The 25086-nt window shown below is 68.3% G+C and carries 21 protein-coding genes; 7 read left to right on the top strand and 14 right to left on the bottom strand.

Annotated elements, in window-relative coordinates; genetic code table 11:
- Positions 1-19 precede the first annotated feature (19 nt).
- From ACZ5PO_RS30270 to ACZ5PO_RS30255, 4 genes are read right to left on the bottom strand one after another with little or no spacing between them, the layout of a single operon-like run.
- Positions 20-1051, bottom strand: coding sequence for an ABC transporter substrate-binding protein (locus ACZ5PO_RS30270; RefSeq protein WP_464186069.1), 1032 nt, complete (start codon positions 1049-1051; stop codon positions 20-22).
- A 13-nt stretch (positions 1052-1064) separates the two neighbouring features.
- Positions 1065-1820, bottom strand: coding sequence for an ABC transporter ATP-binding protein (locus tag ACZ5PO_RS30265; protein WP_464186068.1), 756 nt, complete (start codon positions 1818-1820; stop codon positions 1065-1067).
- Positions 1808-2560: an ABC transporter permease gene (locus ACZ5PO_RS30260; protein ID WP_464197120.1), complete on the bottom strand. Its 753-nt coding sequence runs from the start codon at positions 2558-2560 to the stop codon at positions 1808-1810. The genes ACZ5PO_RS30265 and ACZ5PO_RS30260 overlap by 13 nt, the downstream gene beginning before the upstream one ends.
- Before the next feature lie 54 nt (positions 2561-2614).
- Positions 2615-3664, bottom strand: coding sequence for an ABC transporter substrate-binding protein (locus ACZ5PO_RS30255; protein ID WP_464186065.1), 1050 nt, complete (start codon positions 3662-3664; stop codon positions 2615-2617).
- 176 nt (positions 3665-3840) lie between these two features.
- Here ACZ5PO_RS30255 and ACZ5PO_RS30250 point away from each other — a divergent pair, with 176 nt between their 5' ends.
- Positions 3841-4635, top strand: a complete 795-nt coding sequence (locus ACZ5PO_RS30250; protein WP_464186063.1) for an SDR family NAD(P)-dependent oxidoreductase — start codon at positions 3841-3843, stop codon at positions 4633-4635.
- A 91-nt stretch (positions 4636-4726) separates the two neighbouring features.
- Here the strand turns inward: ACZ5PO_RS30250 and ACZ5PO_RS30245 are convergent, their stop codons facing one another.
- Positions 4727-5638, bottom strand: coding sequence for a helix-turn-helix domain-containing protein (locus ACZ5PO_RS30245; RefSeq protein ID WP_464186062.1), 912 nt, complete (start codon positions 5636-5638; stop codon positions 4727-4729).
- Positions 5639-5928: 290 nt separating this feature from the next.
- On the opposite strand from ACZ5PO_RS30245, the gene ACZ5PO_RS30240 reads away from it, so the two are divergent.
- The 4 genes from ACZ5PO_RS30240 (at position 5929) to ACZ5PO_RS30225 (ending at position 11125) form a co-directional block, all read left to right on the top strand.
- Positions 5929-6831, top strand: a complete 903-nt coding sequence (locus ACZ5PO_RS30240) for an alpha/beta hydrolase (protein ID WP_464186060.1) — start codon at positions 5929-5931, stop codon at positions 6829-6831.
- Positions 6832-7035: 204 nt separating this feature from the next.
- Positions 7036-8067, top strand: coding sequence for an alpha/beta fold hydrolase (locus ACZ5PO_RS30235; RefSeq protein ID WP_464186058.1), 1032 nt, complete (start codon positions 7036-7038; stop codon positions 8065-8067).
- A 189-nt stretch (positions 8068-8256) separates the two neighbouring features.
- A complete protein-coding gene (locus tag ACZ5PO_RS30230; protein ID WP_464186056.1) occupies positions 8257-9255 on the top strand; it encodes a glycosyltransferase family 2 protein in 999 nt (332 codons plus the stop codon).
- A gap of 148 nt (positions 9256-9403) precedes the next feature.
- Positions 9404-11125 (top strand): glycosyltransferase family 87 protein, encoded by a 1722-nt coding sequence (locus ACZ5PO_RS30225; RefSeq protein WP_464186053.1) that lies wholly within the window; start codon positions 9404-9406, stop codon positions 11123-11125.
- Between the two features lie 9 nt (positions 11126-11134).
- On the opposite strand, the gene ACZ5PO_RS30220 is transcribed toward ACZ5PO_RS30225, so the two are convergent.
- From ACZ5PO_RS30220 to ACZ5PO_RS30180, 9 genes are all read right to left on the bottom strand, one after another.
- Complete coding sequence (locus tag ACZ5PO_RS30220) at positions 11135-11557, bottom strand: GtrA family protein (protein WP_464186051.1); 423 nt, start codon at positions 11555-11557, stop codon at positions 11135-11137.
- Positions 11544-12521 carry a glycosyltransferase family 2 protein gene (locus ACZ5PO_RS30215; protein ID WP_464186050.1) on the bottom strand — a complete coding sequence of 326 codons (978 nt, stop codon included), beginning with the start codon at positions 12519-12521 and terminating at the stop codon, positions 11544-11546. The genes ACZ5PO_RS30220 and ACZ5PO_RS30215 overlap by 14 nt, the downstream gene beginning before the upstream one ends.
- 33 nt (positions 12522-12554) lie before the next feature.
- Complete coding sequence (locus tag ACZ5PO_RS30210) at positions 12555-14732, bottom strand: hypothetical protein (RefSeq protein ID WP_464186049.1); 2178 nt, start codon at positions 14730-14732, stop codon at positions 12555-12557.
- A 134-nt stretch (positions 14733-14866) separates the two neighbouring features.
- Entirely contained in the window at positions 14867-15712 is an 846-nt protein-coding gene (locus ACZ5PO_RS30205) for an HAD family hydrolase (RefSeq protein WP_464186047.1), read from the bottom strand.
- Positions 15709-16269 (bottom strand): gluconokinase, encoded by a 561-nt coding sequence (locus ACZ5PO_RS30200; protein ID WP_464186045.1) that lies wholly within the window; start codon positions 16267-16269, stop codon positions 15709-15711. The genes ACZ5PO_RS30205 and ACZ5PO_RS30200 overlap by 4 nt, the downstream gene beginning before the upstream one ends.
- Entirely contained in the window at positions 16266-16997 is a 732-nt protein-coding gene (gene pgl, locus ACZ5PO_RS30195) for a 6-phosphogluconolactonase (protein WP_464186044.1), read from the bottom strand. Before pgl ends, ACZ5PO_RS30200 begins: the two co-directional genes overlap by 4 nt.
- Positions 16998-17046: 49 nt before the next feature.
- A complete protein-coding gene (zwf, locus tag ACZ5PO_RS30190) occupies positions 17047-18564 on the bottom strand; it encodes a glucose-6-phosphate dehydrogenase (RefSeq protein WP_464186042.1) in 1518 nt (505 codons plus the stop codon).
- On the bottom strand, positions 18561-19580 hold the full coding sequence (gene gnd / locus ACZ5PO_RS30185; protein ID WP_464186040.1) for a phosphogluconate dehydrogenase (NAD(+)-dependent, decarboxylating): 1020 nt from the start codon (positions 19578-19580) through the stop codon (positions 18561-18563). The genes zwf and gnd overlap by 4 nt, the downstream gene beginning before the upstream one ends.
- A gap of 118 nt (positions 19581-19698) precedes the next feature.
- Complete coding sequence (locus ACZ5PO_RS30180) at positions 19699-22554, bottom strand: bifunctional transaldolase/phosoglucose isomerase (protein ID WP_464186039.1); 2856 nt, start codon at positions 22552-22554, stop codon at positions 19699-19701.
- Between the two features lie 442 nt (positions 22555-22996).
- Between ACZ5PO_RS30180 and ACZ5PO_RS30175 the strand changes: the two genes are divergently transcribed.
- Together ACZ5PO_RS30175 and ACZ5PO_RS30170 are read left to right on the top strand one after the other, a co-directional pair.
- Positions 22997-24187, top strand: a complete 1191-nt coding sequence (locus ACZ5PO_RS30175) for an ABC transporter substrate-binding protein (protein ID WP_464197118.1) — start codon at positions 22997-22999, stop codon at positions 24185-24187.
- A gap of 335 nt (positions 24188-24522) precedes the next feature.
- Positions 24523-25023 carry a MaoC family dehydratase gene (locus ACZ5PO_RS30170; RefSeq protein ID WP_464186037.1) on the top strand — a complete coding sequence of 167 codons (501 nt, stop codon included), beginning with the start codon at positions 24523-24525 and terminating at the stop codon, positions 25021-25023.
- Positions 25024-25086 lie beyond the last annotated feature (63 nt).

The raw sequence follows: 25086 nt of genomic DNA, 5'->3' as shown, positions 1-25086 counted from the left end.
CAAGGGCGTCACCACCGTCCTACTTGCCCGCCGCGGCCCGCTCGTAGGGCGCGAAGTCGAACAGCCCATCCGTGTCCGGCGCCTTTGGAAAGTCGCCCAGCTCGGCCTGGAAGGCCAGCATCTGCCGCGTCGCCGGCACGATGACGCGCGGGTCGACGAGGAAGCTGACAGCCGGCGAGGCGAGCGCCTTGGCCATGACGGAGACGTCGACGAGGCCGCCGCCCAGCGCCTGCTGCACGTAGGGCGCGGCCTCGGCCGGCGTGCTGCGGATGAGGTCGGTGGCGCGGATCGCCAGCCTCAGCAGGGTATCGAGCGCTTCCGGGTGGCTGCGGGCGAAGGCGCCGGTGGCGGCCAGCACCACGCCGGGGATGTCGGGGAACATCTGCGGGGCGGTGAGGAGCGGCTTGAAGCGGGGATCGCGGCTTTGCACGATGGTGGCGGCCGGCTCCAGCACCTGGCCGCCGTCGACGGCGCCGGCGAGCATGGCCTGCTGCGTGGCCTCGATGCCCATGGTGACGATCTCGAGGTCGTCGGCGGCGACGGCGTGCTGCTTGAGCCAGTACTTGAAGGCGGTCGTCGGCACCGCGCCGGGCGGCAGCGTGGCGATCTTGGGCTTGCGGCGCTGGCCGGCGCGGAAGGCGGCGAAGGCCTTGGCCGGGTCGCCGTGCTCGGCGAACGCCTTGGCCAGGGGCTCGCCGGCGACGAACACCGAGCCGCCGATGCCGGCGGCGGAGACCACCTTGACGTCGAGGCCCTTGGCGTAGGCGACGGCGACCGGGGCGACGCCGATGGCGAGGACGTCGAGCGTGCCCGAGGCCAGGGCCGAGATGGCGGCGGGCCCCGAATCGAACTTCGTCGTGGCGATGGCGAGCCCGGCGTCCGCGGCCCAGCCCGCCTTGTCGAGCACGTAGAGGGCGCTGGCGCCGATCACCGGCACGAAGCCGACGCGGACCGGCGTGCGCGCGCCCTGCGCCCGCGCCGCCCTGGATGCGGCCGATGGCGCGGCGAGCGTGGCGAGGATGGTGGCGGCGAACGAACGGCGGCTCAGCATGGATGAAATCCCCCTACAGCGCGGCCGATCCGGCGGCCAAGTCGGCGCGCAGCCGCTGCACCAGCGCTCCGAGCCGGGCATCGCCCCGCTCGCGCGGCCGCGGCACGTCGACGACGATGGACGAGCGCACCTCGCCGGGCGCGCCGACGATGGCGATGACCCGGTCGGCGAGATAGACGGCCTCGTCCATGTCGTGCGTGACGAACAGGATGGTCCGGCCGGTCGCCTGCCAGACGCGCAGCAACTCGTTCTGCAGGTTCTCGCGCGTGATCGCGTCGAGGGCGCCGAACGGCTCGTCCATCAGTAGAATGTCGGAGCCGACAGCCAGCGCACGGGCGAGGGCGACGCGCTGGCGCTGGCCGCCCGAGAGCTGGTGGGGCCAGCGGTCCGCCAGGTTGCCGAGGCCGACGAAGTCGAGCGCCTCGCGTGCGCGGCGCTTGCGCTCGGCGGCCGAGATGCCGCCATGCTCCAGCCCGAACGCGACGTTCGACAGGACGCGCCGCCACGGCAGCATGCGCGCATCCTGGAACACCAGAGCCGCCGGCACCGGTGCGTTGCCGCGGCTCGCCAGCCTGACGGTGCCGCTGCTCGCCTTGGCGAGGCCGATCAGCACGCGCAGCAGGGTCGACTTGCCGACGCCCGAAGGGCCGACGATGGCGACGAACTCGCCGCGCGCGACGGTGAGGTCGAGCCCGCGCAGCACCTCTGTGGTGCGCCCGTCCTGCCCGAAGGCCAGGCCGAGGCCGGAGATCTCGATTATGCTTTCCATCGCAGCAGCCAGTCCTGCAGGCGCACGAAGCCGGTGTCGATGAGCCCGTAGAGGGCCGCGATGGTCAGCATGTAGACGACGACGATGTCGGTGGCGAGCAGGCTCGAGGCCTGCATCATGCGCTGGCCGAGGCCGAACACGCCGAAAATCTCGGCCGCCACCACCGCCATCCAGGCCTGGCCGAGCGCCGTGCGCAGGCCCACGAGGATGCCCGGCGTCGCCGCCGGCAGCACGATCTTGGCGAGCCGTGCCGGGCCGGAGCGGAAGCCGAACGCCTCGGCGACCTCGAGCAGGTCGCGGTCGACGGCGCGCACGGCGCCCAAGGTGGCGAAGTAGACGATCCAGAACACGCCGATGGCGATGATGAAGATCGCCGCCGGCGCATTGACGCCGAACCAGATGATGGCGAAGGGCACCCAGGCGAGCCCCGGGATCGGCCGCAGCAGCCGTACCACCCAGGCGATGGCTTCCTCGGCCGGCGGCGACATGCCCGTGAGGATGCCGAGCGCGACGCCGCAGCCGGCGCCGATGGCGAGGCCCAGGAGGTAGTGCGACAGGCTGCTCACCAGGGCGCTGAACCAGAGGCCCGAGGCCAGCTCCCGGCCGAAGGCGGCCGGTAGCGCGCTCGGCGGCGGCAGCAGCATCGGGTTGATCACGCCGATCAGCGGCACCAGCTCCCAGAGCGCCAGGAAGGCGACGAGGCCGGCGGCGCCGAGCAGCAGCGGCCGCGACCGCTTCATGTTCATGCCGGCGCTCCGCCGGGGGACCCCGACAGACCCATCGAGGCGGCCATGTCAGCGCGCCTTGGCCGCGGTCTCGTAGAAGGTGGTGTCGAACAGCCCGTCGAGCGGCAGCTCCTTGTCGAGGGTGCCGATCGAGAGCTGGAACGCCTGCATCTGGCGCGTCGGCTCGATGATGATGCGCGGATCGGCCTCGAGCTTGGTGGCCGGGGAGGCCAGCGCCTTCTTGATCGTCTCGTCGGTGACGATGCCCTTGCCCAGCACGGTGCCGATCAGCGGCGCGGCGGCGGCCGGGTCCTTCTTGATGAAGTCGATGGCGCGGATGTTGGCGTCGACCAGGGCCTGCACCGCCTTGGGGTTCTTGGCCAGGAAGGCGCCGGAGACGCCGATCACCGTGCCGGGCTGCGTGGGGAACATGGCGCCGCCCAGCGCGATCAGCTTGATGGCGGGGTTGCGCTCCATGACGATGGTGTCGGCCGGCTCGCGGATGGTGGCGCCGTCGACCGCACCCGCCAGCAGCGCCTGCTGCGTGGCGTCGATGCCCATGGGCACGATCTCGACGTCGGCCTTGTCGGTCTTGGTGACGCGCTCCAGCCAGTGCCGCAGCGTCGTTTCCGGCACGGACCCCGGCGGCTGGGTGGCGAGCCGCGCCGGCTTGCCGTTGGCGGCCTTGAAGGCCTTGAACGCCTCGGCGGCGGGCTTGCCGCCCTCGAAGAAGGGGGCGAGCTTGGGCGATGCCACGAAGGTCATTTCCTCGATGGCGGTCGCCGCCACCACCTTGACGTCGATGCCCTTGGAGCGTGCCACGGCCAGCGGCGCCACGCCCGCCACGTAGATGTCGATGGTACCCGAAGCCAGCGCCTGGATCATGTTGGGGCCGGACTCGAACACTGTGAATGTCGGCGCGAGACCTGCGTCCTTGAGCCAGCCCTGCTTGTCGGCGACCACCACGGGGGCCGCCCCGATGATCGGGATATAGCCGATGCGCACCGGCACGGTCTGGGCCCGAGCCGGCGCGGCCAGCGCCGTCGCCACGAGCAGGGCTGCCGCGGCGCCCGCGGCGCGGCGGGTCAATCGGGCGGCGAGCGACGTGAAACGGGACACGCGGTGATCCTCCATGGGTTGCGCGCTGCGGACCTATCAGCTTTTTCGGCGCGCGACAGTGAAAAACGAGAAATCCGGGAGGCGAATGTGGAAATCGCGTCGGCGCCGCCCCCTTGTTCCGGCCGCGATCAGGACCTATGCCGCCTGCGCGAGAGATCAAGAAGGAGGCTTGGGACATGGGACGCCTGGAAGGCAAGCGCGCCATCGTGACCGGAGCGGGCAGCGGCATCGGCCGCGCCAGCGCCATCCTGTTTGCCAAGGAGGGCGCCCGCGTCTTTGCCGTCGACAAGAACCCGGCTGGCGTCGAGGAGACTGTCGCGGCCATCACGCAGGCGGGCGGCACGGCCTACGCCAGGGCTGCGGACGGCGGCTCCGAGCCCGACGTCAAGGCGTTCATCGCCGCCGCGGTCGAGACCCTCGGCGGCCTCGACGTGCTCTTCGCCAATGCCGGCATCAGCGGCGGCGTGGTGCCGCTGTTCGAGCAGACGGTCGAGCACTGGCAGGAGATCCTGCGCATCAACCTGATCGGGCCGTTCCTGGCGATCCGTCACGGCGCTCCGCACATGGTGGCGCAGAAGCACGGCTCGATCATCTGCACGGCCTCGGTGGCCGGGATCAGGGCCAACGCGGGCGGCAATCCCTACAGCGCCAGCAAGGCGGGCGTGATCTCGCTGGTGCAGACCAGCGCCTATTCGCTCACCGGCACGGGCGTGCGCGTCAACGCCATCTGCCCAGGCCTGATCGAGACGGGCATGACCAAGCCGATCTTCGAGAGCGCCCGTGAGCGCGGCACCGATCACAAGATCGGCCAGATCAACCCGTTGCAGCGGGCCGGCGCACCGCCGGAGATCGCCGCCATGGCGCTGTTCCTGGCGAGCGACGAGGCGTCCTACGTCAACGGTCAGGCGTTCGCCGTCGACGGCGGCCTCTCCGCGTCGCACCCCTATACTGGGCGGATGCGCCTGTCATAGGCGCGCTCGGCCGCAGCGAGCAATCTGAAGACGACCACGACGGCCGGCGGGCGCAGCCGGCCTGGGAGGAGGCGAAGCCTTGAGCATCGCCTTAACCTGCGATGTCGCGGGAATGCGCGGCCGTCACCCCCGCATTGTTCAGTGACATCTTCCGCGCATCGCGCGGGGACATGCCGAACTCGTTCCGGAAGATGCGGCTGAAGTGGGCGCCGTCATTGAAGCCCCAATCCAGCGCGATGTCCGTGACCGAACGGCCCCCGTTGGGGTTGGCCAGCAGCTTGCGGCACTGGTCCAGGCGCTGCTGCCGGATCCAGCGGGAAACCGACAGTCCGCGCTCGGCGAAGAGCTTGTGCAGATAGCGCAGGGACATGCCGTTCGCATCCGCGATTTTTCGCGGCGCAAGCCCGGGGTCCGGGAGGTTGGCGAGGATGTAGCTCGTGGCCCTCCCGAACGCGGCGTCGGCCGCGCCGGACGTGCCCTCCGTTGGGCCGATCCCGGCCGAAATCAGCTCCAGCAGCGCGTCGAGAGCCGCTTGCAGCGATGTGTCGTCCAGCCGTGTCACCTCCCGTGCGAGTTGGCCGAGGTAGACGTTGATCAGCGGGCCCAGCTGCCCGTCGCGTCCGACGTGCAGGCTCGTGAGCCGCTCGAGGTTGGGCTGGAAACGCCGGATCACCGACTTCGGCACGAAGACGGTGAGCTTGTGCAAGGGCTCCAGCACGCGGAACTCGACGTCCCAGGCGCTGTCCCAGATCACGAAGTCGCCGGGGTGCAGTGTCACCTCGCTCTCGCGCCTGCGCAGCACCTCCCGCCCGGAGATCCCGAACAGGATGCCGATGCAGTCCGGATCGTGCCCGTCGATCTGATGCGGCCCGCGGATACCCAGGCAGGGGTCGCAGCGGCATTCGACCAGGCTGAGCCGGCCCACGTCGCGCCTGGTGACGACCGCGTCGAAGCATGCGCCGCCGCCCACCAGCTCCCACCCGAGATGCGTCGCGTTCAGCACGTCACGCCACGCGCCGAAACGCTCCTGCGGCGGCAGATCCGCGGTGTTCCAGGACTGAACGTGCATGGCGTGTTTCGGCGCCCGGCCGGCCCGATCTGCGACGGGGTTTCCCGCACGCGCGCCGCCTCCCTCTGGAAACGGTAGTTCGCCATGCACGCAGCGTCAATTTCGATGCGCGGGCCGGCAAGACGCACCTCGGCCCGCGTGGAACACTGGCGAACAGAAGCACGGGCCGCGGCGGCGGTCCGAACGGTCGGCCAGTCCGGCCGGACAAGAAGAGGGAGAGAAACATGCGCAAGGACATCGCGTTCAAGACGGACGACGGCGTCACGCTTCGCGGCTGGCATTACGTGCCGGACGGGGCCTCCGGCCGGTGTCCGACCGTCGTGCTGGCCCACGGCTTCTCCGCGGTGAAGGAGATGTATCTCGATGTATATGCCGAAGCCTTTGCCGCGGCCGGGCTCGCCTCCATCGTGTACGACAACCGGAACTTCGGGGCCAGCGACGGCACGCCCCGCCAGGAAATCGACCCGTGGGCGCAGGTGCGCGACTATCGCGACGCCATCACCTATGCCGAGACGCTGCCGGAGACCGACGCGGGGCGGATCGGCATCTTCGGGTCGAGCTATTCGGGCGGCCATGTCCTGACCGTCGGGGCCATCGACCGGCGGGTGAAGGCCGTCGTCTCGCAGGTGCCGCTGGCCAGTGGCCACGCCAACGTCCGCCGCCTGATCCGCGCCGACAAGCTCGCGGCCGTGCGCGCTGCGCTCGACGAGGATCGCCGCGCCCGCTACCGGGGCGAGCCACCGGCCATGATCCCCGTCGTGGCGGAGGATCCGGACGCGCCGAGCGCGCTGCCGACGCCCGATTCGTGGCAGTGGTTCACCGCCACCCACAAGGCGCGCGCGCCCTCATGGAAGAACGAGGTGACGTTGCGGTCGGTCGAGATGTTCACCGAATACGAGCCGGCATCCTATGTGCCCTTCATCTCGCCGACGCCGCTCTTGATGATCGTCGCGCGCGGAGACCATCTGACCGTCGTGGACGAGGCCCTGAAAGCCTACGAGACGGCCTTGCATCCCAAGAAGCTGGTCGTGCTCAAAGGCGGCCACTTCGACGCCTACGTGAACGACTTCTCGCAGTCGTCGGGCGCAGCCGCGGACTGGTTCGCCGAGCACCTCGGCGGCGCGTGACCCGCGCCCTGCACCGCAGCCGGCCCTCGGCTGATCTCCGCGGCGGCCTGCGGGATGCGGCGCGTGCCTCTCCGCCGCGCACCCCTGTACTGGACGGATGCGCCTGTCATAATCGTCCGGCGGAAGCCGGACGATATCGGCGCGAGCGATCCAGCGCCGCGGACGGGAACGAGCTCGCCTGCGGTCGAAGAGGGAGCTGAAGCCTTGAGCATCGCCATCGCCGAGCATGTGACGAAGAGCGCGCGCCACACGACCTTCTACCTGTCGTGCGGTGCGCCGGCCGCGACCCCGATCATCTTCGTCCATGGCTGGCCGGAGCTGTCGATCTCGTGGCGGCACCAGCTGCCCGTCTTCGGCGGGCTCGGCTTCCATGCGATCGCGCCCGACATGCGCGGCTACGGCCGCTCCAGCGTCTATGCTCGGCATGAGGACTATGCGCTGGAGGAGATCGTCGCCGACATGATCGAGCTGCTCGACTCGCTCGGCGCGCCGAAGGCGATCTGGGTCGGCCACGACTGGGGCTCGCCGGTGGTCTGGTCGATCGCCCAGCACCATCCCGACCGCTGTCACGGCGTCGCCAACCTCTGCGTGCCCTACATGCCGGACGGCTTCGCGCCGGAAACGATCATTCAGCTGGCCGACCGTTCGATCTACCCGCAAGAGCAGTATCCGGCCGCGCAATGGGACTACCAGCTGTTCTACCGCGAGAATTTTCCCGCTGCCTGTGCAGCTTTCGAAGGCAATGTGCGGGCAACCGTCAAGGCGCTGTTCCGCGCCGGCCGCCCCGAAGACAAGGGCAAGCCCGCGCGGTTCGCGTCGGTGCGCGCCAACGGCGGATTCTTCGGCCCGGGCCGGACGGCACCCGAGCTGCCCCGCGACGAGCGCGTGATCACCGAGGAGGACGAGAACCGCTACACCGCCGCCCTGCAGCGGAACGGCTTCTTCGGCCCCGATAGCTGGTACATGAACGGCGACGCCAATGTCGCGTACGCCGCCCGCGCCAAGGACGGCTGGCACCTCCCCATGCCCGTGCTCTTCCTGCACGCGGCGCACGACTACGTCTGCGAGACGATCGATTCGCGCTTGGCCGAGCCGATGCGCGCGCATTGCACCAACCTCATCGAGGGCACCGTCGCATCCGGCCATTGGATGGCGCAGGAGAAGCCGATGGAGGTGAACGCGGTGTTCGCCAGGTGGATCGCGACACAGCTGCCGGGGGCTTGGCCGTCTGCGTGAGAAATTCAGAGTAAAGCCGGCGAGCGGCCGGCCTATGCGCGCGTCCGGTCGGCGTGAGCTCGGTGAGAGCGCCGACGAATACCCCCGCGCCCGGTATCCGTTGCAGGAGTTGCGGTTTGATGTCGATGCTGCTTGCGGTGGTGACAAGCGATGGTGTACGCATGAACATGGTGACGCGGGGGCGGCGACATGGAGAACTCGTATAGTGGGGACCGCGCCGTCGCGGTTCTGGTGCCCTGCTATAACGAAGAGGCGGCGATCGGGCAGGTGATCTCCGATTTCCGCCGCGCTCTTCCCGATGCTGTCATCTACGTCTACGACAACAATTCGTCCGACAGGACTGTCGATGTCGCGCGGGCCGCGGGGGCGATCGTTCGCGGCGAGACCCTTCAAGGCAAGGGCCACGTGGTGAGGCGCATGTTCGCCGACGTCGAGGCGGACATCTACCTGCTGGTCGACGGCGACGCGACCTATGACGCGGCCAGCGCGCCGGCCATGATCGCCAGGTTGCTGGACGGCAATCTCGACATGGTGACCGGTCGGCGGGTCAGCACCGAACAGGCGGCCTATCGGCGCGGCCACCGCCTCGGCAACCGCCTTCTCACCGGACTTGTATCCTACGTATTTGGAAGCCGCATCGGCGACATGCTCTCAGGCTATCGCGTCCTGTCGCGGCGCTTCGTCAAATCCTTCCCGGCGATGGCGAGAGGCTTCGAAACCGAAACCGAGCTCACGGTCCATGCGCTCGAGCTGCGGATGCCGACCGTGGATGTGAAGACGCCTTACTTCCCCCGGCCGGAAGGGTCCCAGAGCAAGCTGTCGACCTACAGGGACGGAGCCCGCATCCTTCGTATGGTCGGACTGCTCGTGAAGGAGGAGCGTCCACTGGCCTTTTTCAGCAGCGTCGCCGGCGTCCTGTTCGTTCTGGCCCTGGCGCTTGGCATTCCGCTCGTATTCGAATTTCTCGAGACGGGGCTCGTGCCAAGGCTGCCGACCGCAATTTTGGCAACCGGCTGTGTGCTCCTGTCGTCGCTGTCCTTGTCCTGCGGCATCGTGCTCGACTCGCTTGTGTTGAGCCGCAGGGAGGCGCGCCGCTTCATCTACCTCGGCCATCCCGCGCCTCAGTGCATCGCCCGGACGCCCGGGCCGGCGCTGCGCGACGGTGGCGCGCAGCGGATTGCCGCGTGACGGCTCCCCTCGAATAGAGGAGGCCTGGCACCGCAAATCCCAGACACCTACGGGGCGGCGCAGTCGCACACCGCCCGCAGACGTCACCTGGGCTATTTCCGGTCTTTCAGTAGTATGTTTGTGTGCAATCATTCCGACGCAGCGATCGATGTCGACCTGGCGCAATATCAAAATGAACTTCCGCGAAGTTGGTCCTTTCGCGCCGACGCCGTATGATCGAGGAGCCACCTCTGCGCCCGGCCGCGCCATTTCGCTCCGCGAAATAGGTGTTGTTTCTCTCGTCGCATTGGCAGCATGCGCAGTCTATGCCTTCAGAGCTGGCCTCGACTTCAACTTCGACCTTAGAAACTATCACCTTTATTCCGTATATGCCGTTCTCCATGGACGGCATTCGATCGATGTCGCGCCGGGGCAGATGCAGACCTGGTTCAATCCCGCTGGGCAAATTATCAGCTACGTCTTGATCAGCTATATGCGGCCATGGTTGGCGACGTTTGTGCTGGCCGCGCTTGCTGCTCTCAATATCGTCGTCGTCTATGCGATCACCAAGCTCTCGCTGCATGCCAAAGTGAGGGAGACTGCGACGGCCGTCGTGATCGCGGCCCTCGCGGCGACGCTGGCCTTCGTGGCGCCCCTGTTCCTGTCGGAAATCGGCACGACGTTCAACGACGTCAATATCGCCTTTCTCGTCCTGGCCGGCATCCTGTTGCTTTTCGCGTCGGATTTTTCTCAGAAGGGATTGTTCTGGTGCGGATTGCTCGTGGGCGTGGCCACGGGTCTGAAGCTGACGAGCATCCTGTTCGATATCGGCGTCGTCGCGGCCCTTCTCACCCAAAGGCAGACAAGAACGATCCGCGCGATGTTGTTTCTCGGCCTCGGCATGGTGGCCGGTTACATGCCGACTGGCGGAATTTGGAATATATACTTGTGGGTACGCTACGATAATCCTGTGTTTCCACTCTTCAACAATATCTTCAAATCTGATCTATACTTTGCGCAATCCATGGCGGATCTGCGATTCAGGCTGAACGGCATTTCCGACTTTCTGGCTCTCGCTCCGAAATTCGCGCTCCAGATGTATTCGACCGCCGAGTCGCCGTTCCGGGATACGCGGTTCTTGATCCTGCTCGTGTTGGCCGGGGTCCTGCTGCCGGTTCTCATTGGAAAAGGGCAGTCGACGGACGTCCTGTTCGATCATTCGCGCGTGCGCTTCCTGGCCGTGTTTTCGATCATGACGGTGCTGATATGGAGCGTCAGCTATGGAATACAGCGCTATATCATCGTCATCGAGCAACTGGCGCCGCTGCTCATTTTCGCCGTCATCGACCGTGCGATCGGCCATCGGCCGTACAAGCTTGTCTCCTATGCCCTGGTGACGGCATTCATCGTTGCCACGACGTCGCCGGCCGACTGGGGGCGGCTGCCGCTCAACCAGCGGATTTGGAAGAAGAACCGGGTCTGGATGCAGGCGAGATTTCCCGACAGCCTGATCGATCGCGACGTGATGTATTTCATGCTGGGATACCATCCGATGTCTTACGTGATCGCCAGCGCGCCGCCCGGCCACTCATTCATGCGCACCGAGGGAAACATGCCGATCGGTGGCGCAACTGGCCTTGCAGGGACGATTCGCGATCGAATTGCTGAGCACAAGGGCGAGTTCAGGACCATTGGGTCCGCCCCGCTGGTCGAGGACGAAGTCGTGGCGCTCGGGGCCTATGGGCTGAGGCCCGGCGCGGGGGAGTGCCTCCCGATCGAGGCGCTTTTTGAGCGGCTGCTGACATGCAGGCTCGAAAGGCTGGAGGGTCCGCTGCCCAGCGCGAGCGAGCCGCCGAAGAGCCAAGAGGTCCCCCAGGCGGCGCAGCCATAGAGCAAGGGCTCACCTCTTGCGGAAAACGACCGAGCTCGCGCCCGCATAGTTGACCGCGAGGGCAACGGCCGAAGCGACCGTCAGCGCCACGGCCGGCATGGCGAACGGGCCTGAGCCGTAAGCGATCAGCGCGGCGTAGATGGCCAGGTTGACCAGAAGGCCGACGATCTGGACCGAAAGGTACGAGACGAATTCACGCAGGGTCGGCGTCGTCGTCGTGCGGAACGTCATCGTGCGGTTCAGCAGCCACGTCACGAGAACGGCCGCGCTGAACGAGGCGGCCCGGCCGCTGAGAGCGCCTGCGCCTAACGCCATGACGGCGAGGAGCACGCCGAGGTCGGTCAGGAAGCCGAGGCCACCGACGACGCAGAAGCGCAGGAACCGTCGGATTCCCGCGGCGTGCGCGGGGGCGGTGGTGTCAAAGCCCGTCATCGAAGACCGGAATGGCGAGGTAGGCGAGCCGCATCATGTTGTGCCGGGTCTTGGTGACCATATCCAGGATGAGCCCGGCGACGATGCTCAGCACGCCGATCATGACGAGGCTGGCCGCGAGGACCGCCGTGGGTAGCCGCGGGACGAGGTGGCTCTCGAGGAACTCGTAGATGACGGGGACGCCCAGGACGAGGCCGATGAGGATGGCGAGCAGCCCGACCGCGCCGAAGAACATCAGCGGCCGCTCGTCCTTCACCAGGCGGGCGATGAGCCACAGGATGCGCATGCCGTCCCTGACGGTGCGCAGCTTGCTCTCGGAGTTTTCCGGCCGTTCCTTGTAGCGCGCCCGCAGCTCCAGCGACGGCATGCGCAGCTCGAGGCAGTGGATGGCGAGCTCGGTTTCGGTCTCGAAGCCGCCGGAGGTCGCCGGAAAGGATTTGACGAAACGCCGCGACAGCACCTTGTAGCCGGACAGCATGTCCTCGAACTGCCGCCCGAACACGGTCTGCACGATGCCGCTCAGGACCTGGTTGCCCCAGCGATGGCCGGGCCGGTAGGCGGCCCCGTCGGCCGCGTCCCGCGCCGCGTTGACGAAGTCCGCCCGCTCGGCCAACAGCTTGGCGACGAGGTCGGGCGCGGCTGCCGCATCGTAGGTGTCGTCGCCGTCGACCAGGATGTAGATGTCCGCCTCGACGTCGGCGAACATGCGCCGGACCACGTAGCCCTTGCCCTGCCGCGGCTCACGGCGAACGACGGCCCCCGCCGCCCTGGCGATGGCCGCGGTGTCGTCGGTGGAGTTGTTGTCGTAGACGTAGATGACCGCGTCCGGCAGGTGCGTGCTGAAATCCCGCACCACCTTGCCGATGGCCGCGGCCTCGTTGAAGCAGGGGACGAGCACGGCGATCCGCGGATGCCCTGTCCTTCCTGCGCCGGTCATGCCGTCTGAGGCGAGAGGCCGATTCATCGGCAAGCCCTTCCGATCGCAACACAACGGAACTCAGCCGGGAGCGCCTGCATCCGGCGCCGGGTTCCGGCATGAGCCCGGCTCTAAGGACAGGGTCTCCAAGGCAAAATCAAGCTGTCTCGGATCGCGCCCGCGGCCCAGCTCACGAGGCGAATAGGAGCGATCGGCCTGGAATGTCAGACGAATGACGCCGTCGGCCGGGATCTCGGCAGCGGGAATGCAGATCGCCTGCTCGCCGCGCGTGCCCCCCAGCGCGAGCTCGACCAGCGGCCGGCCTGCCAGCGATACGCGCACCGGCTTGCTCGTCACCGTGTCCGGCAGGACGGACCACATGGAGAGGCGTAGGCGGGCATCATGGCCTACGAGCGAGGCGGCATCGAGCCGGAGGGTGAGCTCCGACCGGGTGCCGAGGGCCCAGGTGCCCCAGTCGTCCGGTTGCCACCAGCCGGTCGACAGCATGGCGGGGCCGCGCGCGCCGGAGCCGAAGCCGACGGTCTCGCCCGCGCTCAACGGCTGCGCCGGGGCGTCGGGCAGTGGCCGCGCGGTGATGCGCCGCCACGTCGACGAGGCGAGGTCGAGGGCGCACAGGCCATCGGCAAGCCCGTGGCGCTGGGCGTAGTCGTACACGCGAGTCTCGTAGCCGCCGTCCAGCGGATCGTAGAGGTCCCAGCCGGGAGGCAGGAAGCTGTCGACCCCGAGCACCGTCGGCAGCCCGGAGGATGTGGCGTACAGCATCGCTTCCACCGCGTGGACGTAGTAGCGGCGCTGCATCTCGCTGTTCGTCGGCTCCACCTTGGGATTGACCGTGTAGAAGACGCGGCACTCACGCGGGGGCGGTGCCGGCGGTCGCCGCAATACGGCGAGGTCGGCCGGTCGGAGGCCGGCGGTGGACCACAGATTGTGCTGCTCGACCAGGACGACGCCGCCGACGAGCGCTGCGGCGAGCGGCCGCCAGCCCGCGCGCTCTGCGGTTCGGCGGCCGGCCAGCCGCTCCAGGGCAACCGCGACCAGGATCGAGCCGAACGTCACCAGGACGAGCTGCAGGCGGGCGACGACGCGCAAGCCGCGGGCACCCGGCACCGTGTGGTAGACGAACGCCCACAGCGTCATGCCGCCGACCTGTACCTCCAGCAGCACGCCGACAAAGATCGCCATCAGCAGGCTCTTGTAGACCAGCGTGGGCTGGTCATGCGGCCGCCCGGACCGGCGGAACGCGACCATCAGCGCGACCGTGAGCGTCGCCAGCATGATCGGCGTGAAGCCGCGGGCGAGCTCGCCGACGCTCCAGCTGGCGAGGCCCCCCCACACCAGATTGCCGGCCCCGACATTGATGAGATCGATCGGCCGCGGCAGGTATTGGTAGACATCGGCCAGGCGATGCATGCCGGTCGACCGGGCCGTCGGCCCGTAGGTCAGCGCGAAAGGAACGAGGCCGAGCGCAAAGACGGCCGCCCCCGGCAGCAACGCTCGCCAGCGGCGGTCGCGCATGAAATCGCCCGCGAGTCCAGCGAACGCGGTTCGGTCGATCACCGCGGCGCACGCCAGCGCGATCAGCGCGAACAGGCCGGTGAACCAGAACGTATAGAAAGCCGTCATCGCCCACGCTGCGAGCATCAGGCCGAGGGCGGCGCCCCAGGCGGCGGCCGCGCCGCGCCGCTCAGCTGCCAGCAATTCGTGGATGCGGGCGATGAGGCAGCCGAGGAGCGGCGCGAAGGCGACCGCCGCGAGCTGGGTGTGGCCGGTGACGTAGAAGGCGTTGGCGCACGTGACCAGCGTCGCGCCGAGGGCGGTGGCCCATAGCGACAGCCGGAAATAGTGCCGTATCAGGATCCAGGCGGCGAAGAAGCCCACCGCACGGACGACGGCCACGGTGAGCTCCATGGCGGCGAGCTGGCTGGCACCGAGGTGGCGAAAGCCGGAGTAGATCAGCCCGTAGAGGACGTATCCGTCGTTGTAACCAAGGGCGTGCGGATGCGGGTAGAAGAAGATCGGATCGCGCCAGCGATACCACCCTCGCAGGACGCCGTACCAATGCTCGAGCCGGGCGGCCTGGATGACGGGGTCGAACCGGTCCCCCGTGTATATGTCGGGACCATACCAGAGGTGGGCGCGGTAGAAGTAGAGCAGCGCCAGCGCGCAGACGAGCACGCTGACGAGGACATCGGTGCCGGGAAAGCGTCGCGGCGGGCGCGCCGCTTCTGAGCCCTGCATCCTGTCGCCCTCCCAGCCGCGCTTCTTGTCGTCCTCGGATGGGGGACGTGACGCGATTCGTGTGCCCACACCGTGGCCATCGGCCGCCCTGCGCGGGCGCTTGCGGACCTCGGAGGCTCTGCGAGCGAGGGGAGCTAGCCGTCGAGCAGCCGGTTCATGGCAGCGGCGAAGCCATCCGCTTCGTTGCCCTCCGCCATCACCATGTCGGCGGCGGCCTTGGCCGCTTCGCTGCCATTGCCCACCGCAATGGCGTAGCCGGCCCGGCGGAACATGGGGATGTCGTTGTCCATGTCACCGATGGCGACGATCTCGCTCGCCGGGATGTTCAGGGTGCGGCTGATGAACGCGACTGCCGTGCCCTTGTCCACGCCGGGCGGGGTCACATCGAGGTAGTAGAGCTGCGAGCGGCCGGAATGGGTGAGGCCGTGCAGCTCCTCCGCCATGGTCCGCTCGACGGCGGCGAGATGGTCGTGATCGTCGCTGGCGCCCACGATCTTGCCACCCTGTGCCAGATAGGGGGTGAAGTCGGACACCACCGTCGGCTCGGTCAGGATGGTCCGCCGCTCGTGCTCCACGTGGGGGCCGTGCGGGTCGGTGATCAGCCATTGGCTCGCGGTGAAGAACCAGGTGCTGATCTTCTCCCGGCGGAACAGGTCGATGGCGACGCGGGCGGCCTCCTCCGGGATGAGGGTCTGTTCGATCACGCTCATGTCCGGGCGGACCATGGTGCCGCCGTTGAAGCCGCCGACCGGGTCGGTGATGCCGAGCGCGTCCACGATATAGCGCATGCCGAACGGCGGCCGGCTGCTGGTCACGCTGAAGCCGATGCCGCGCTGCTTGAGCCGGGCCACCGCCGCCTGGCTCGCCCGGGTGACCCGCTTGTCGTCGGTGACGAGGGTGCCGTCGACGTCGGAGAGGACGAAGGAGATGCGCTTCGGAAGGGGGCGTCTCACGTCAGGGGCGCGCGCGGCGGCGTTCATGACGGGCTCCTCGCGGCTTCGCCGGCCGGCGCCCGCAGCCGCAGGCGCCGGATCACATCGGTCGCGATGTCGTCGGGCGTTGCCTCGATTGAGATGGCGACGGCGCGCTCGGCGGGACCGGGTGGCTGCAAGGTGTCGAGCTGGTCCTGAAGCAGGCTTGCGGGCATGAAATGGCCGGTCCTGTGGCCCATGCGTGCGGCGATCAGGGCTGCCGGGCCGGTGAGATACACCACCCAGATGTCGGATGCGCCGCGGACGAGGGTGTCACGGTAGGCGCGCTTCAGCGCCGAGCAGGCCAGCACGGATCGCAAGCCGGCGGCGCGCTGCCCGTCGATCCACGCGACCAGCGCCGCAAGCCATGGAGCGCGGTCGGCGTCGGTCAGGGGGAGGCCGGCATGCATCTTCGCGACGTTGGCGGCCGGATGCAGTGCGTCGGCGTCGAGGAAGGCCCACCCGAGCCGCTCGGCCAGCAGCGTGCCGATCGTGGTCTTGCCGGAGCCGGAGACGCCCATGACGATGATGATCGCCGGTGCGTCGTCGGGCGCCGCGCCGGTCAATCGACGTCGTCCGGGTGGGCGGCGCGATCGACCAGCCAGGTGAGCTGCTCCTGGGCGGTGATGTGCGCGGCCGGCAGATCTTCGCCGGCGAGCACGCGCGCCAGGATCGCCTGCTTGTCGGCGCCGGCGACGAGGAAGGCCGTCGATCGGCACGCGTTCAGGGCCGGGAAGGTCAAGGTGACGCGGGGCACGTACGGCGATTGGCCGGCCTCGGGCACGCCCACGACCCAGCGCGTTGTCTCGGCCAGGGCGGGCTTGCCGGGGAACAGCGATGCCGTATGGCCGTCGAGGCCGATGCCGCAGATCATGACGTGGAACAGGGGCCGATGCGGATCGAGGGTCTGCGCGCCGTAGAGGCGCTGCAAGGTCTCCTCGTAGGCGCGGGCACTGGCTTCCGGCGTGTCGAGGCAGGGGATCGGATGGATGTGGTCCGGCGGAATCGGCGCGTGGTCGAAGAGGGCGAGACGCGCCATGCGGGCGTTGCTGCGCTCGTCACTGGGCGGCACGAAGCGATCGTCGCCGAAGAACCAGTGGATACGCCCCCACGGCAGGTCCTCGAGGAACGGCGGCTTGGCCAGGGATTCGTACAGCTTCTGAGGCGTTGAGCCACCGGAGAGGCAGACGAAGACCTCGCCCGGCGTCGACTCGATCTCCTCCTGCAGCCAGCAGGCGGCGGTGTGCCGGAGCGTCTCGGCATCCTTGGAAACGATGGTTTCGATCGTCGTCATCGCCGCCTCGCGTGTTCAGCCGATTGAGCCGGTCGCCAGCCCACTCCGGCTACAGGTGCCGCCAGCTACGCCCGTCGCGGTCGATCAGCGCATCGGCCTCGGTGGGGCCGGTCGTGCCGGCAGGGTAGGTGAAAAGGCCGTTGCCCTTGGCATCACGCCACGCCCGCTGGAACGGCTCGACCGCCCGCCACCCGGCCTCGACCGCATCGGCGCGCTGGAACAGCATGGCATCGCCGATCATGCAGTCGTAGATCAGCGTCTCGTAGCCCGTGGACGGGGCCGCCTCGAAGAAGTCGGCGTATTTGAACCGCATGTCGACGCCGCCGATGCGGATGGCGGGGCCGGGGACCTTGGCGTTGAAGTGCAGCCGGATCCCCTCGTCCGGCTGGATGCCGAGCACCATGAAGTTCTGCGACAGGCGCTCGACCGGCGTCTCCCGGAACATGCTGAACGGGGCGGCCTTGAATTTGATCGCCACCTCGGACTTGCGGGCCGAGAGCGCCTTGCCGGTGCGCAGGTAGAACGGCACGCCGGCCCAGCGCCAGTTGTCGATATGCAGTTTCAGGGCGACGTAGGTCTCGGTGGTGCTGGTCGGCGAGACGTTGGGCGCCTGGCGGTAGCCGACGACCGATTCGCCGTTGACGGTTCCCGGCCCATAGCTGGCGCGGACGGAGTTCGCGAGCGCCTGCTCCTCCGTGTAGTGGGAGATGGCATCCAGCGCCTCGGCCTTCTCGGCCCGCACCGCGCCCGCCTCGAAGCGGGACGGCGGCTCCATGGCGACCAGCGACAACAGTTGGAACAGGTGGTTGGGCACCATGTCGCGCAGCGTGCCGGTGGCGTCGAAGAAGGCGCCGCGCCGCTCCACATTCACCGTTTCGGCCACCGTGATCTGCACGTGGTCGATGTGGTTGCGGTTCCACAACGGCTCGAACATGCCGTTGGCGAAGCGCAGCATCATGATGTTCTGGACCGTTTCCTTGCCCAGGTAATGGTCCATCCGGTAGATCTGGTCCTCGTGCAGGACGCTCACCAACTCGCCGTTCAGCGCGCGAGCCGAAGCGAGGTCGGTGCCGAACGGCTTCTCGACGACCACCCGACGCCAGGGGCCGCCATCCTCCTCCCGCACCAGCTTGGCGGCGCCGAGCGCCTTGACGATCGGCGCAAACCCGGTGGGCGGCGTGGCCAGGTAGAAGATGCGGTTGCCCTGCGTTCCGTAGCGGTCCTCGACGTCGAGCACACGGGCGCACAAGGTGTCGAAGCTGCCCTCCAGGCTCGGGTCGGCCTGGACGTAGCTCAGGTTGGTGAACAGCTTCCTGGCGAGCTCATCGTCGACGGGCCGCGTCGCGAACGTCTTCAGGCCGTCGATGAGGCCCTTGCGGAAACTGTCGGCCGTCTCGTCGGCCCGGCCGACGCCGATGACGGCGAAGTGGTCCGGCAGCAGGTTGGTCGCCGCCAGGTTGTACAGCGCCGGCACGAGCAGCCGCCGCGTCAGATCGCCGGTGGCGCCGAAGATGACGAAGCAGCAGGGGTCGGGCCGTCTGACGCTTGAGGTCTCCGTCTGGATCATCGTGCCCCCTTGCTCGAGGCCGCAGCAGGCGATGGTGCGCCGTGCCCGGGCTCGACGTGGCCGCCGAAGCCCTTACGCATGGCCGACAGGATCTTCTCGGCGAAGGTATGCTCCTGGCGCGAGCGGAAGCGGGCGTAGAGCGCCGCCGACAGCACGTCCGCCGGCACCGCCTCTTCGATGGCGGCCTGGATGGTCCAGCGGCCTTCGCCGGAATCCTCGACGAAGCCGGAATAGCTCGCCAGCGTCGGCTCTTCCGCCAGCGCGTCCGCCGTCAGGTCGAGCAGCCAGGAGCTGACGACGCTGCCGCGGCGCCAGACCTCGGCGATGTCGGCGATATCGAGGTCGTACTGCTCGGCCGCCGGGCGATCTTTGCCGCCGGCGTTCTTCAGGATGTCGAAGCCCTCGGCGTAGGCCTGCATCAGGCCGTACTCGATGCCGTTGTGCACCATCTTGACGAAGTGGCCGGCACCGTTCGGCCCCGCGTGGATATAGCCGCGCTCGGCGCGCGGGTCGCGGCCTTCGCGGCCGGGCGTGCGCGGCACGTCGCCGAGGCCGGGCGCCAAGGTCGAAAAGATCGGATCGAGCCGGTCGACGATCTCCTTGTCGCCGCCGATCATCATGCAATAGCCGCGCTCCAGGCCCCAGACGCCGCCGCTGGTGCCGACGTCGACGTAGGAGATGCCCTTGGGGGCGAGCGCCTGGGCCCGGCGGATGTCGTCCCGCCACATGCTGTTGCCGCCGTCGATGATGGTGTCGCCCGGCGACAGCAGGTTGGCGAGCTCCATCACCGTCTGCTCGGTCGCGGCGCCCGCCGGCAGCATCACCCAGACGTGGCGCGGCGCATCGAGCTTGGCGACCAGGGCGGCGAGATCGGCCGCGCCGGCGGCCCCTTCGCCGACCAGCGCATCGATGGCGGCCTGGGCGCGGTCGTTGACGACCGCCTGATGGCCGTTCTGGAGCAACCGCCGGACGATGTTGCCGCCCATGCGTCCGAGGCCGATCATGCCGAGCTGCATTGTGCTCCCTTTCTAGTCGTTAAGATCGCCTTGTCGTGAAGACCGCTGCCGGCGGCGCACGCCGCCGGCCGGCCGATGGAACGGCTGTTCCTGTCGCCTGCGCCGCCTGCCGCCGGCTTCACGCCCGCGCCAGGGCCTGCTCGACGGCGGCGGCGATGGCGGCGAGCCCCTGGGCCACGTCGCCTGCGATGTGCAGGCGCAGGTAGCGCCGGCCGCGCTCGGCGAGCACGCCGAGGTCACCCGCGGCCTGCGCTGCCTCGACCTGCCCGAAGCTCAGGTTGCGGCCGGGGATGGCGATGTCGTGGGCGGCATCCGCGGTGATCTGCACGAAGACGCCGGTGTTCGGTCCGCCCTTGTAGGCCTGGCCCGTGGAGTGCAGGAAGCGCGGGCCGAAGCCGAGGCAGGTCGCCACATGGCGGTCGAGCAGCACCGCCTTGCGGGCCCGCTGCAGCACCGCATGGTGCGCTTCGTTGCGGGCGACGTAAGCCAGGATGGCGACGTAGTCGCCGGCCTTGATGTGGCCGAAGTGGGCGTGCAGCACCTCGGCCAGGCCCCCGGCTTCGGCAGCGAGGCCCAGCCTCTCGCGATTGGCCGCGCTGCTGAAGACGCTGACGGCGCCGATGGTGGCGGCCGGCGTCTCCTGCGGCAGACGGCCGGTCTGCTCGATGGTGGCGCTGAGCTCGCGGGTCTTGATCTTGCTCGCTTCCACGTCGGGCTGGTCGAAGGCATTGATGCCGATGACGGCGCCGGCAACGGCGGTGGCGATCTCGAAGCGGAAGAACTCCTCCGCCAGCCGGTCGCGCGAGGCGAGGTCGATGCGCACCACCGGGTGGCCGGCGGCCTGCAGCGCCTCGGCGAAGGCGTCCTGGGTCCCGTTCGAGCCGTCGGTCAGCCGCAGGTAGATGAAGACGCGGTCGCTGCCGTAGGCGTCGATCGGCGCCTCGGGCTCGCCGTCCACCGGGATCAGGCCCTTGCCCTGCTTGCCGGTGGACTCGGCGATCAGCTGCTCGGCCCAGGCGCCGAAGGTCGAGATGCCGGGCGACGCGATCAGGGTCACCTTATCGCGGCCGGCATTGGCCGCGCTGCCGAGGATCAGGCCGAGCGTAGCGCCCGGATTGTCCGCCGGCGGCACGTCGGGTCCGCAGGCGTAGACCATTTCGAGCGCGGTCTTGAGGAAGGCCTCGAGGTCGATGCCGATGGCGGCGGCCGGAACCAGGCCGAAGCGCGAAAGGATGGAGTAGCGGCCGCCGACGCCGGGCAGGCCGTAGAAGATGCGCCAGAAGCCATCCGCCTTGGCGGTCTTCTCCATGGACGAGCCGGGATCGGTGACGGCGACGAAGCGGCTGCCGGCCTCGTCGCGGCCGAGCGCCTTGCCGACCTTGTCGAAGAAGTAGTCCTTCAGGATGTTCGGCTCGAGCGTGCTGCCCGACTTGCTGGAGACGATGAACAGCGTCCGCCGCAGGTCGAGCTTGGCCTCGGTGGCGGCGATCTGCTCGGGGTCGGTCGAATCGATGATGGTGAGGGCGGGATAGCCGTCGGCGGCGCCGAAGGTCTCGGCCAGCACCTCCGGGCCCAGGCTCGAGCCGCCCATGCCGATCAGCAGCACGTGGTCGAAGTCAGCCTCCGCCACCTCCCGCTGAAAGGCCACGAGCTCGTCGACACGCTTGAGCTCTTCCGGCACCAGGGTCAGCCAGTCGAGCCACTTGGCCTCGTCCTTGCCGGTCCAGATCGCTGCATCGCGATGCCACAGGCGGCGCAGCGACCCTTGTGTGCGCCAGGCCTCGCTGGCGTGAGCGACGCTGTCCTCGAGCGTCTTGGGCAGCGCTGTCGTCTGGGCGTTGAGCTGCGCACCGAGCACCGCCGTGCGGCGACGGGCGACAGCGCCGAGCAGCTTGTCGGCGGCATCGGCGAACAGGCGGACACCGTCGGCGACGAGCTCGTCGGCGACCTCGTCGATGGAAATGCCGGTCTTGGCCAGCGCCGCCATGATCTCTTCGGCCTGGCCGACGTTCTCCTCCAGCGCGTTGCGCAGCTTACCGTGGTCGCGGAAAGCGTTCATGGTGGCGGGCGGCATGGTGTTGACGGTGTTGGGCCCGATCAGCTCGTCGACATACAGCACGTCGCTGTAGGCCTTGTTCTTGGTGCCGGTGGAGGCCCAGAGCAGGCGCTGCGCCCGGGCGCCCTTGGCCCTCAGCTGCTCGAAGCCGCCGTTGAACAGACGCTTGTAGCGCTGGTAGGCGAGCTTGCCGTTGGCGATGGCGACCTTGCCCTTGAGGCCTTCCAGACGTGCCTTCTCGTCCGGGTCGTTGGCCTTGGCGATGGCCTGGTCGAGCAGCTTGTCGACGGCGACGTCGATGCGGCTGATGAAGAAGCTCGCCACGCTCGCCACCTTGGAGACGTCGCCGCCCTTGGCGGCCAGCGCCTCGAGGCCGGCGATGTAAGCCTTCGCCACCTCCTCGTAGACCTCCTGGGAGAACAGCAGCGTCACGTTGATGTTGATGCCGTCGCCGATGAGGGTGCGGATGGCGGGGATGCCGGCCTGGGTGGCAGGCACCTTGACCATCAGGTTGGGCCGGTCGACGTCCTTCCAGAACCGACGGGCCTCCTCGATGGTGGGCTCGGTCTCGAGCGCGAGGTAGGGCGACACCTCGAGGCTGACGTAGCCGTCGGCACCGCCCGTGGCGTCGTAGACCGGGCGCAGCACGTCGGCGGCCTTGCGGATGTCGGCCATCGCCAGGTGCTCATAGAGCGACATGACGGAAAGGTCGGTCTGGCCGAGGAGGTCGGCAGTCGCCTGGGAATATTCGTCCGTGTCGGCGATCGCCTTCTCGAAGATGGAGGGATTGGAGGTGACGCCGCGCAACCCGTCCTCGACGACCAGGTGGGCCAGGTCACCCTTCTCGATGAAACCGCGGGCCAGAAAGTCGAGCCAGGCGGCCTGGCCATAGTCGGGAAGGGATTTCAACGGGTTCATGGCGGTCTCCTGGCGGACTTCTATCCCGGTGCCCAAAGGGCGAGCGTCGTTGCGCGACGGCTGCCGCTTCGTCTGCGTGCCGCTCGCGCGGCCGGCGGATCGGGCCGCAGCTCGCAGGCTCTAGCAGGCGATTGTGACAGGTCGCAGCCATTCATGACGTCCTTACGTCACTCGCGTCTACAACGATTGGCGACGTTGACCGAGGAAACTGAACCGATCAATCTCAAATGCAATCGTTGCAGCCCGGATCTGCGCCTGCCGCAGCGGGTCGGCGCCCTGAGCACGTGCCGCTCGGATGAGCTCATCCGAGCGGACGGAAATGCTCCAACTCTTTGAATCTGAAACGTTTGATCCCGGGCGGCCGAATCCGGCCGCCCGGGACGTGCTTCGATGCAGACAACCGACGTCCACTGGAGGAACGCCCTTGCACATGAAACAGTTCATGCTCGGAGCCGCGCTTGGCCTCGTTCTGGCCTCGGCGGCCCAGGCCCAATCGCCTATTCAGGTCAAGATCGGCGTGCTGAACGACCGCGCCGGGCTCTATGCGGACATCACCGGCGAAGGCTCGGCCGTCGCGGCGCGCATGGCGGTGGAAGACGCCAAGGTCGCCGACAAGGGCGTCAAGGTCGAGGTTCTCACCGGTGACCATCAGAACAAGCCGGACGTCGGCTCCTCCATCGCCCGCCAGTGGATCGACCAGGACGGCGTCGACGTCATCGCCGACGTGCCGACCTCCTCGGTGGCGCTGGCCGTCAACCAGGTCGTGCGCGAGAAGAACAAGGTCTTCCTCAATTCGGGGGCGGGATCGTCGGACCTGACCGGCAAGCAGTGCTCGCCCAACACCGTGCACTGGACCTACGACACCTGGGCGCTGGCCAACGGCACCGGCGGGGCCATGGTCAAGCGCGGCGGCGACACCTGGTTCTTCGTCACCGCCGACTACGCGTTCGGCCAGGCCCTGGAGCGCGACACCAGTGCGGTCATCACCCACGCCGGCGGCAAGGTGCTGGGCTCGGTCAGGCACCCGATCAACACCAGCGACTTCTCGTCCTACCTGCTGCAGGCACAGTCCTCGAAGGCCAAGGTGATCGGCCTCGCCAACGCCGGCGGCGATACCATCAACGCCATCAAGCAGGCGGGCGAGTTCGGCATCACCCAGGGCGGCCAGGCGCTGGCGGGCCTGCTGATCTTCTCCAGCGACATCTATTCGCTGGGGGTCAAGACGGCGCAGGGCCTGGTGCTGACCGAAGCGTTCTATTGGGACCTGAACGACAAGACCCGGGCGTTCTCCAAGCGCTTCGCCGAGAAGAACGGCGGCAAGATGCCCACGAGCGTGCACGCGGGCGTCTACAGCTCAGTCCTGCAATATCTGAAGGCCGTGGCCGAGCTGAAGAGCAAGGACCCGGAGAAGGTGCTGGCCAAGCTGCGGAGCGCGCCCATCGAGGACGAGCTGTTCGGCAAGGTGGTGGTGCGCGAGGACGGCCGTGCCGTGCACGACATGTATCTGTTCGAGGTGAAGAAGCCCGACGAATCCAAGGGGCCGTGGGACCTTTACAAGACGCTGACCGTCATCCCCGCCGACCAGGCCTTCCGGCCGCTGAAGGAGGGGGGCTGCCCGCTGGTCAAGAGCTGAGCGGCGACAGCGCGCTGGCCGGTGGCGGGAGCTGACGGCTCCCGCCCTTCGACTGCCCCGCCGGCGCGCGCCGGCGTCTGCCGCCGCAAGCGAGAGCGACCGTTTTGCCGCGTGGAGGCCGGCGCGTGCGGCCTCGCCGACGGCCGATGCGAGCGCCTTGGTCCCCGCTGGACCTCCCGTCTTGTATAGAATATCAAATCCCGGCTATGGCCTTGGGGCCAAGATGCATATACACATTGATGGAGCCTGGGCGGGCGCGGCCGTCGCGTGCGGGGCGGGGGCCCCGAAGCGGGCGAGGCTGGCGGCAACCATCGGGCCGTCGAGGGAGCGAACACATGAGCAGTGCTGCGGCTGAACGCGTCGACAATTCCAAGGCCAAGGTCGAGCTGACGGTGGACGAGCTGAAGGCCAAGGTCGGCCAGGAGGTCGGCGTGTCCCGTTGGTTCGAGGTGGACCAGAAGCGCATCGACGCCTTCGCCGACGTGACCGAGGACTGGCAGTTCATCCACGTCGATCCGGCGGCGGCGGCCAAGACCCCGTTCGCCTCGACGATCGCGCACGGCTTCCTGACCACGTCGCTGCTCGCTCCCATGGCCTACGATGCGCTGCCAGGCATCACGGGGCGCGCCATGGGCGTCAACTACGGCTTCGACAAGCTGCGCTTCATCGCCCCGGTGCGCTCCGGCAAGCGGATCCGCGGACGCTTCACGCTGAAGGAATTCACGCAGAAGGGCCCGAAGGAGCTGCTGCTGAAGCACGAGGTGGCCGTGGAGATCGAGGGGGAGGCCAAGCCGGCCCTCGTTGCCGAATGGCTCGGCATGTCTTTCCTGGCCTGATCGTTCGGCTATGACGTGGGTGCGTCGGCCTGCTGCGGCCGACGCGTAACCTGTTAGAGACGC

This window comes from Chelatococcus sp. KU-N122, from assembly GCF_055391085.1.
Note: the sequence above shows the minus strand (reverse complement) of the source record. Positions and strands in the feature narration are given on the sequence as shown.

Excerpts from the sequence above, each read along its gene's own strand:
- ACZ5PO_RS30260 (WP_464197120.1), bottom strand. The coding sequence starts at position 2,560 with ATGAAGCGGTCGCGGCCGCTGCTGCTCGGCGCCGCCGGCCTCGTCGCC.
- ACZ5PO_RS30215 (WP_464186050.1), bottom strand. The coding sequence starts at position 12,521 with ATGAATCGGCCTCTCGCCTCAGACGGCATGACCGGCGCAGGAAGGACA.
- ACZ5PO_RS30230 (WP_464186056.1), top strand. The coding sequence starts at position 8,257 with ATGGAGAACTCGTATAGTGGGGACCGCGCCGTCGCGGTTCTGGTGCCC.
- ACZ5PO_RS30210 (WP_464186049.1), bottom strand. The coding sequence starts at position 14,732 with ATGCAGGGCTCAGAAGCGGCGCGCCCGCCGCGACGCTTTCCCGGCACC.
- ACZ5PO_RS30170 (WP_464186037.1), top strand. The coding sequence starts at position 24,523 with ATGAGCAGTGCTGCGGCTGAACGCGTCGACAATTCCAAGGCCAAGGTC.
- gnd (WP_464186040.1), bottom strand. The coding sequence starts at position 19,580 with ATGCAGCTCGGCATGATCGGCCTCGGACGCATGGGCGGCAACATCGTC.
- ACZ5PO_RS30240 (WP_464186060.1), top strand. The coding sequence starts at position 5,929 with ATGCGCAAGGACATCGCGTTCAAGACGGACGACGGCGTCACGCTTCGC.
- ACZ5PO_RS30180 (WP_464186039.1), bottom strand. The coding sequence starts at position 22,554 with ATGAACCCGTTGAAATCCCTTCCCGACTATGGCCAGGCCGCCTGGCTC.
- ACZ5PO_RS30270 (WP_464186069.1), bottom strand. The coding sequence starts at position 1,051 with ATGCTGAGCCGCCGTTCGTTCGCCGCCACCATCCTCGCCACGCTCGCC.
- zwf (WP_464186042.1), bottom strand. The coding sequence starts at position 18,564 with ATGATCCAGACGGAGACCTCAAGCGTCAGACGGCCCGACCCCTGCTGC.
- pgl (WP_464186044.1), bottom strand. The coding sequence starts at position 16,997 with ATGACGACGATCGAAACCATCGTTTCCAAGGATGCCGAGACGCTCCGG.
- ACZ5PO_RS30250 (WP_464186063.1), top strand. The coding sequence starts at position 3,841 with ATGGGACGCCTGGAAGGCAAGCGCGCCATCGTGACCGGAGCGGGCAGC.
- ACZ5PO_RS30225 (WP_464186053.1), top strand. The coding sequence starts at position 9,404 with ATGTCGACCTGGCGCAATATCAAAATGAACTTCCGCGAAGTTGGTCCT.
- ACZ5PO_RS30205 (WP_464186047.1), bottom strand. The coding sequence starts at position 15,712 with ATGAACGCCGCCGCGCGCGCCCCTGACGTGAGACGCCCCCTTCCGAAG.
- ACZ5PO_RS30175 (WP_464197118.1), top strand. The coding sequence starts at position 22,997 with ATGCTCGGAGCCGCGCTTGGCCTCGTTCTGGCCTCGGCGGCCCAGGCC.
- ACZ5PO_RS30220 (WP_464186051.1), bottom strand. The coding sequence starts at position 11,557 with ATGACGGGCTTTGACACCACCGCCCCCGCGCACGCCGCGGGAATCCGA.
- ACZ5PO_RS30265 (WP_464186068.1), bottom strand. The coding sequence starts at position 1,820 with ATGGAAAGCATAATCGAGATCTCCGGCCTCGGCCTGGCCTTCGGGCAG.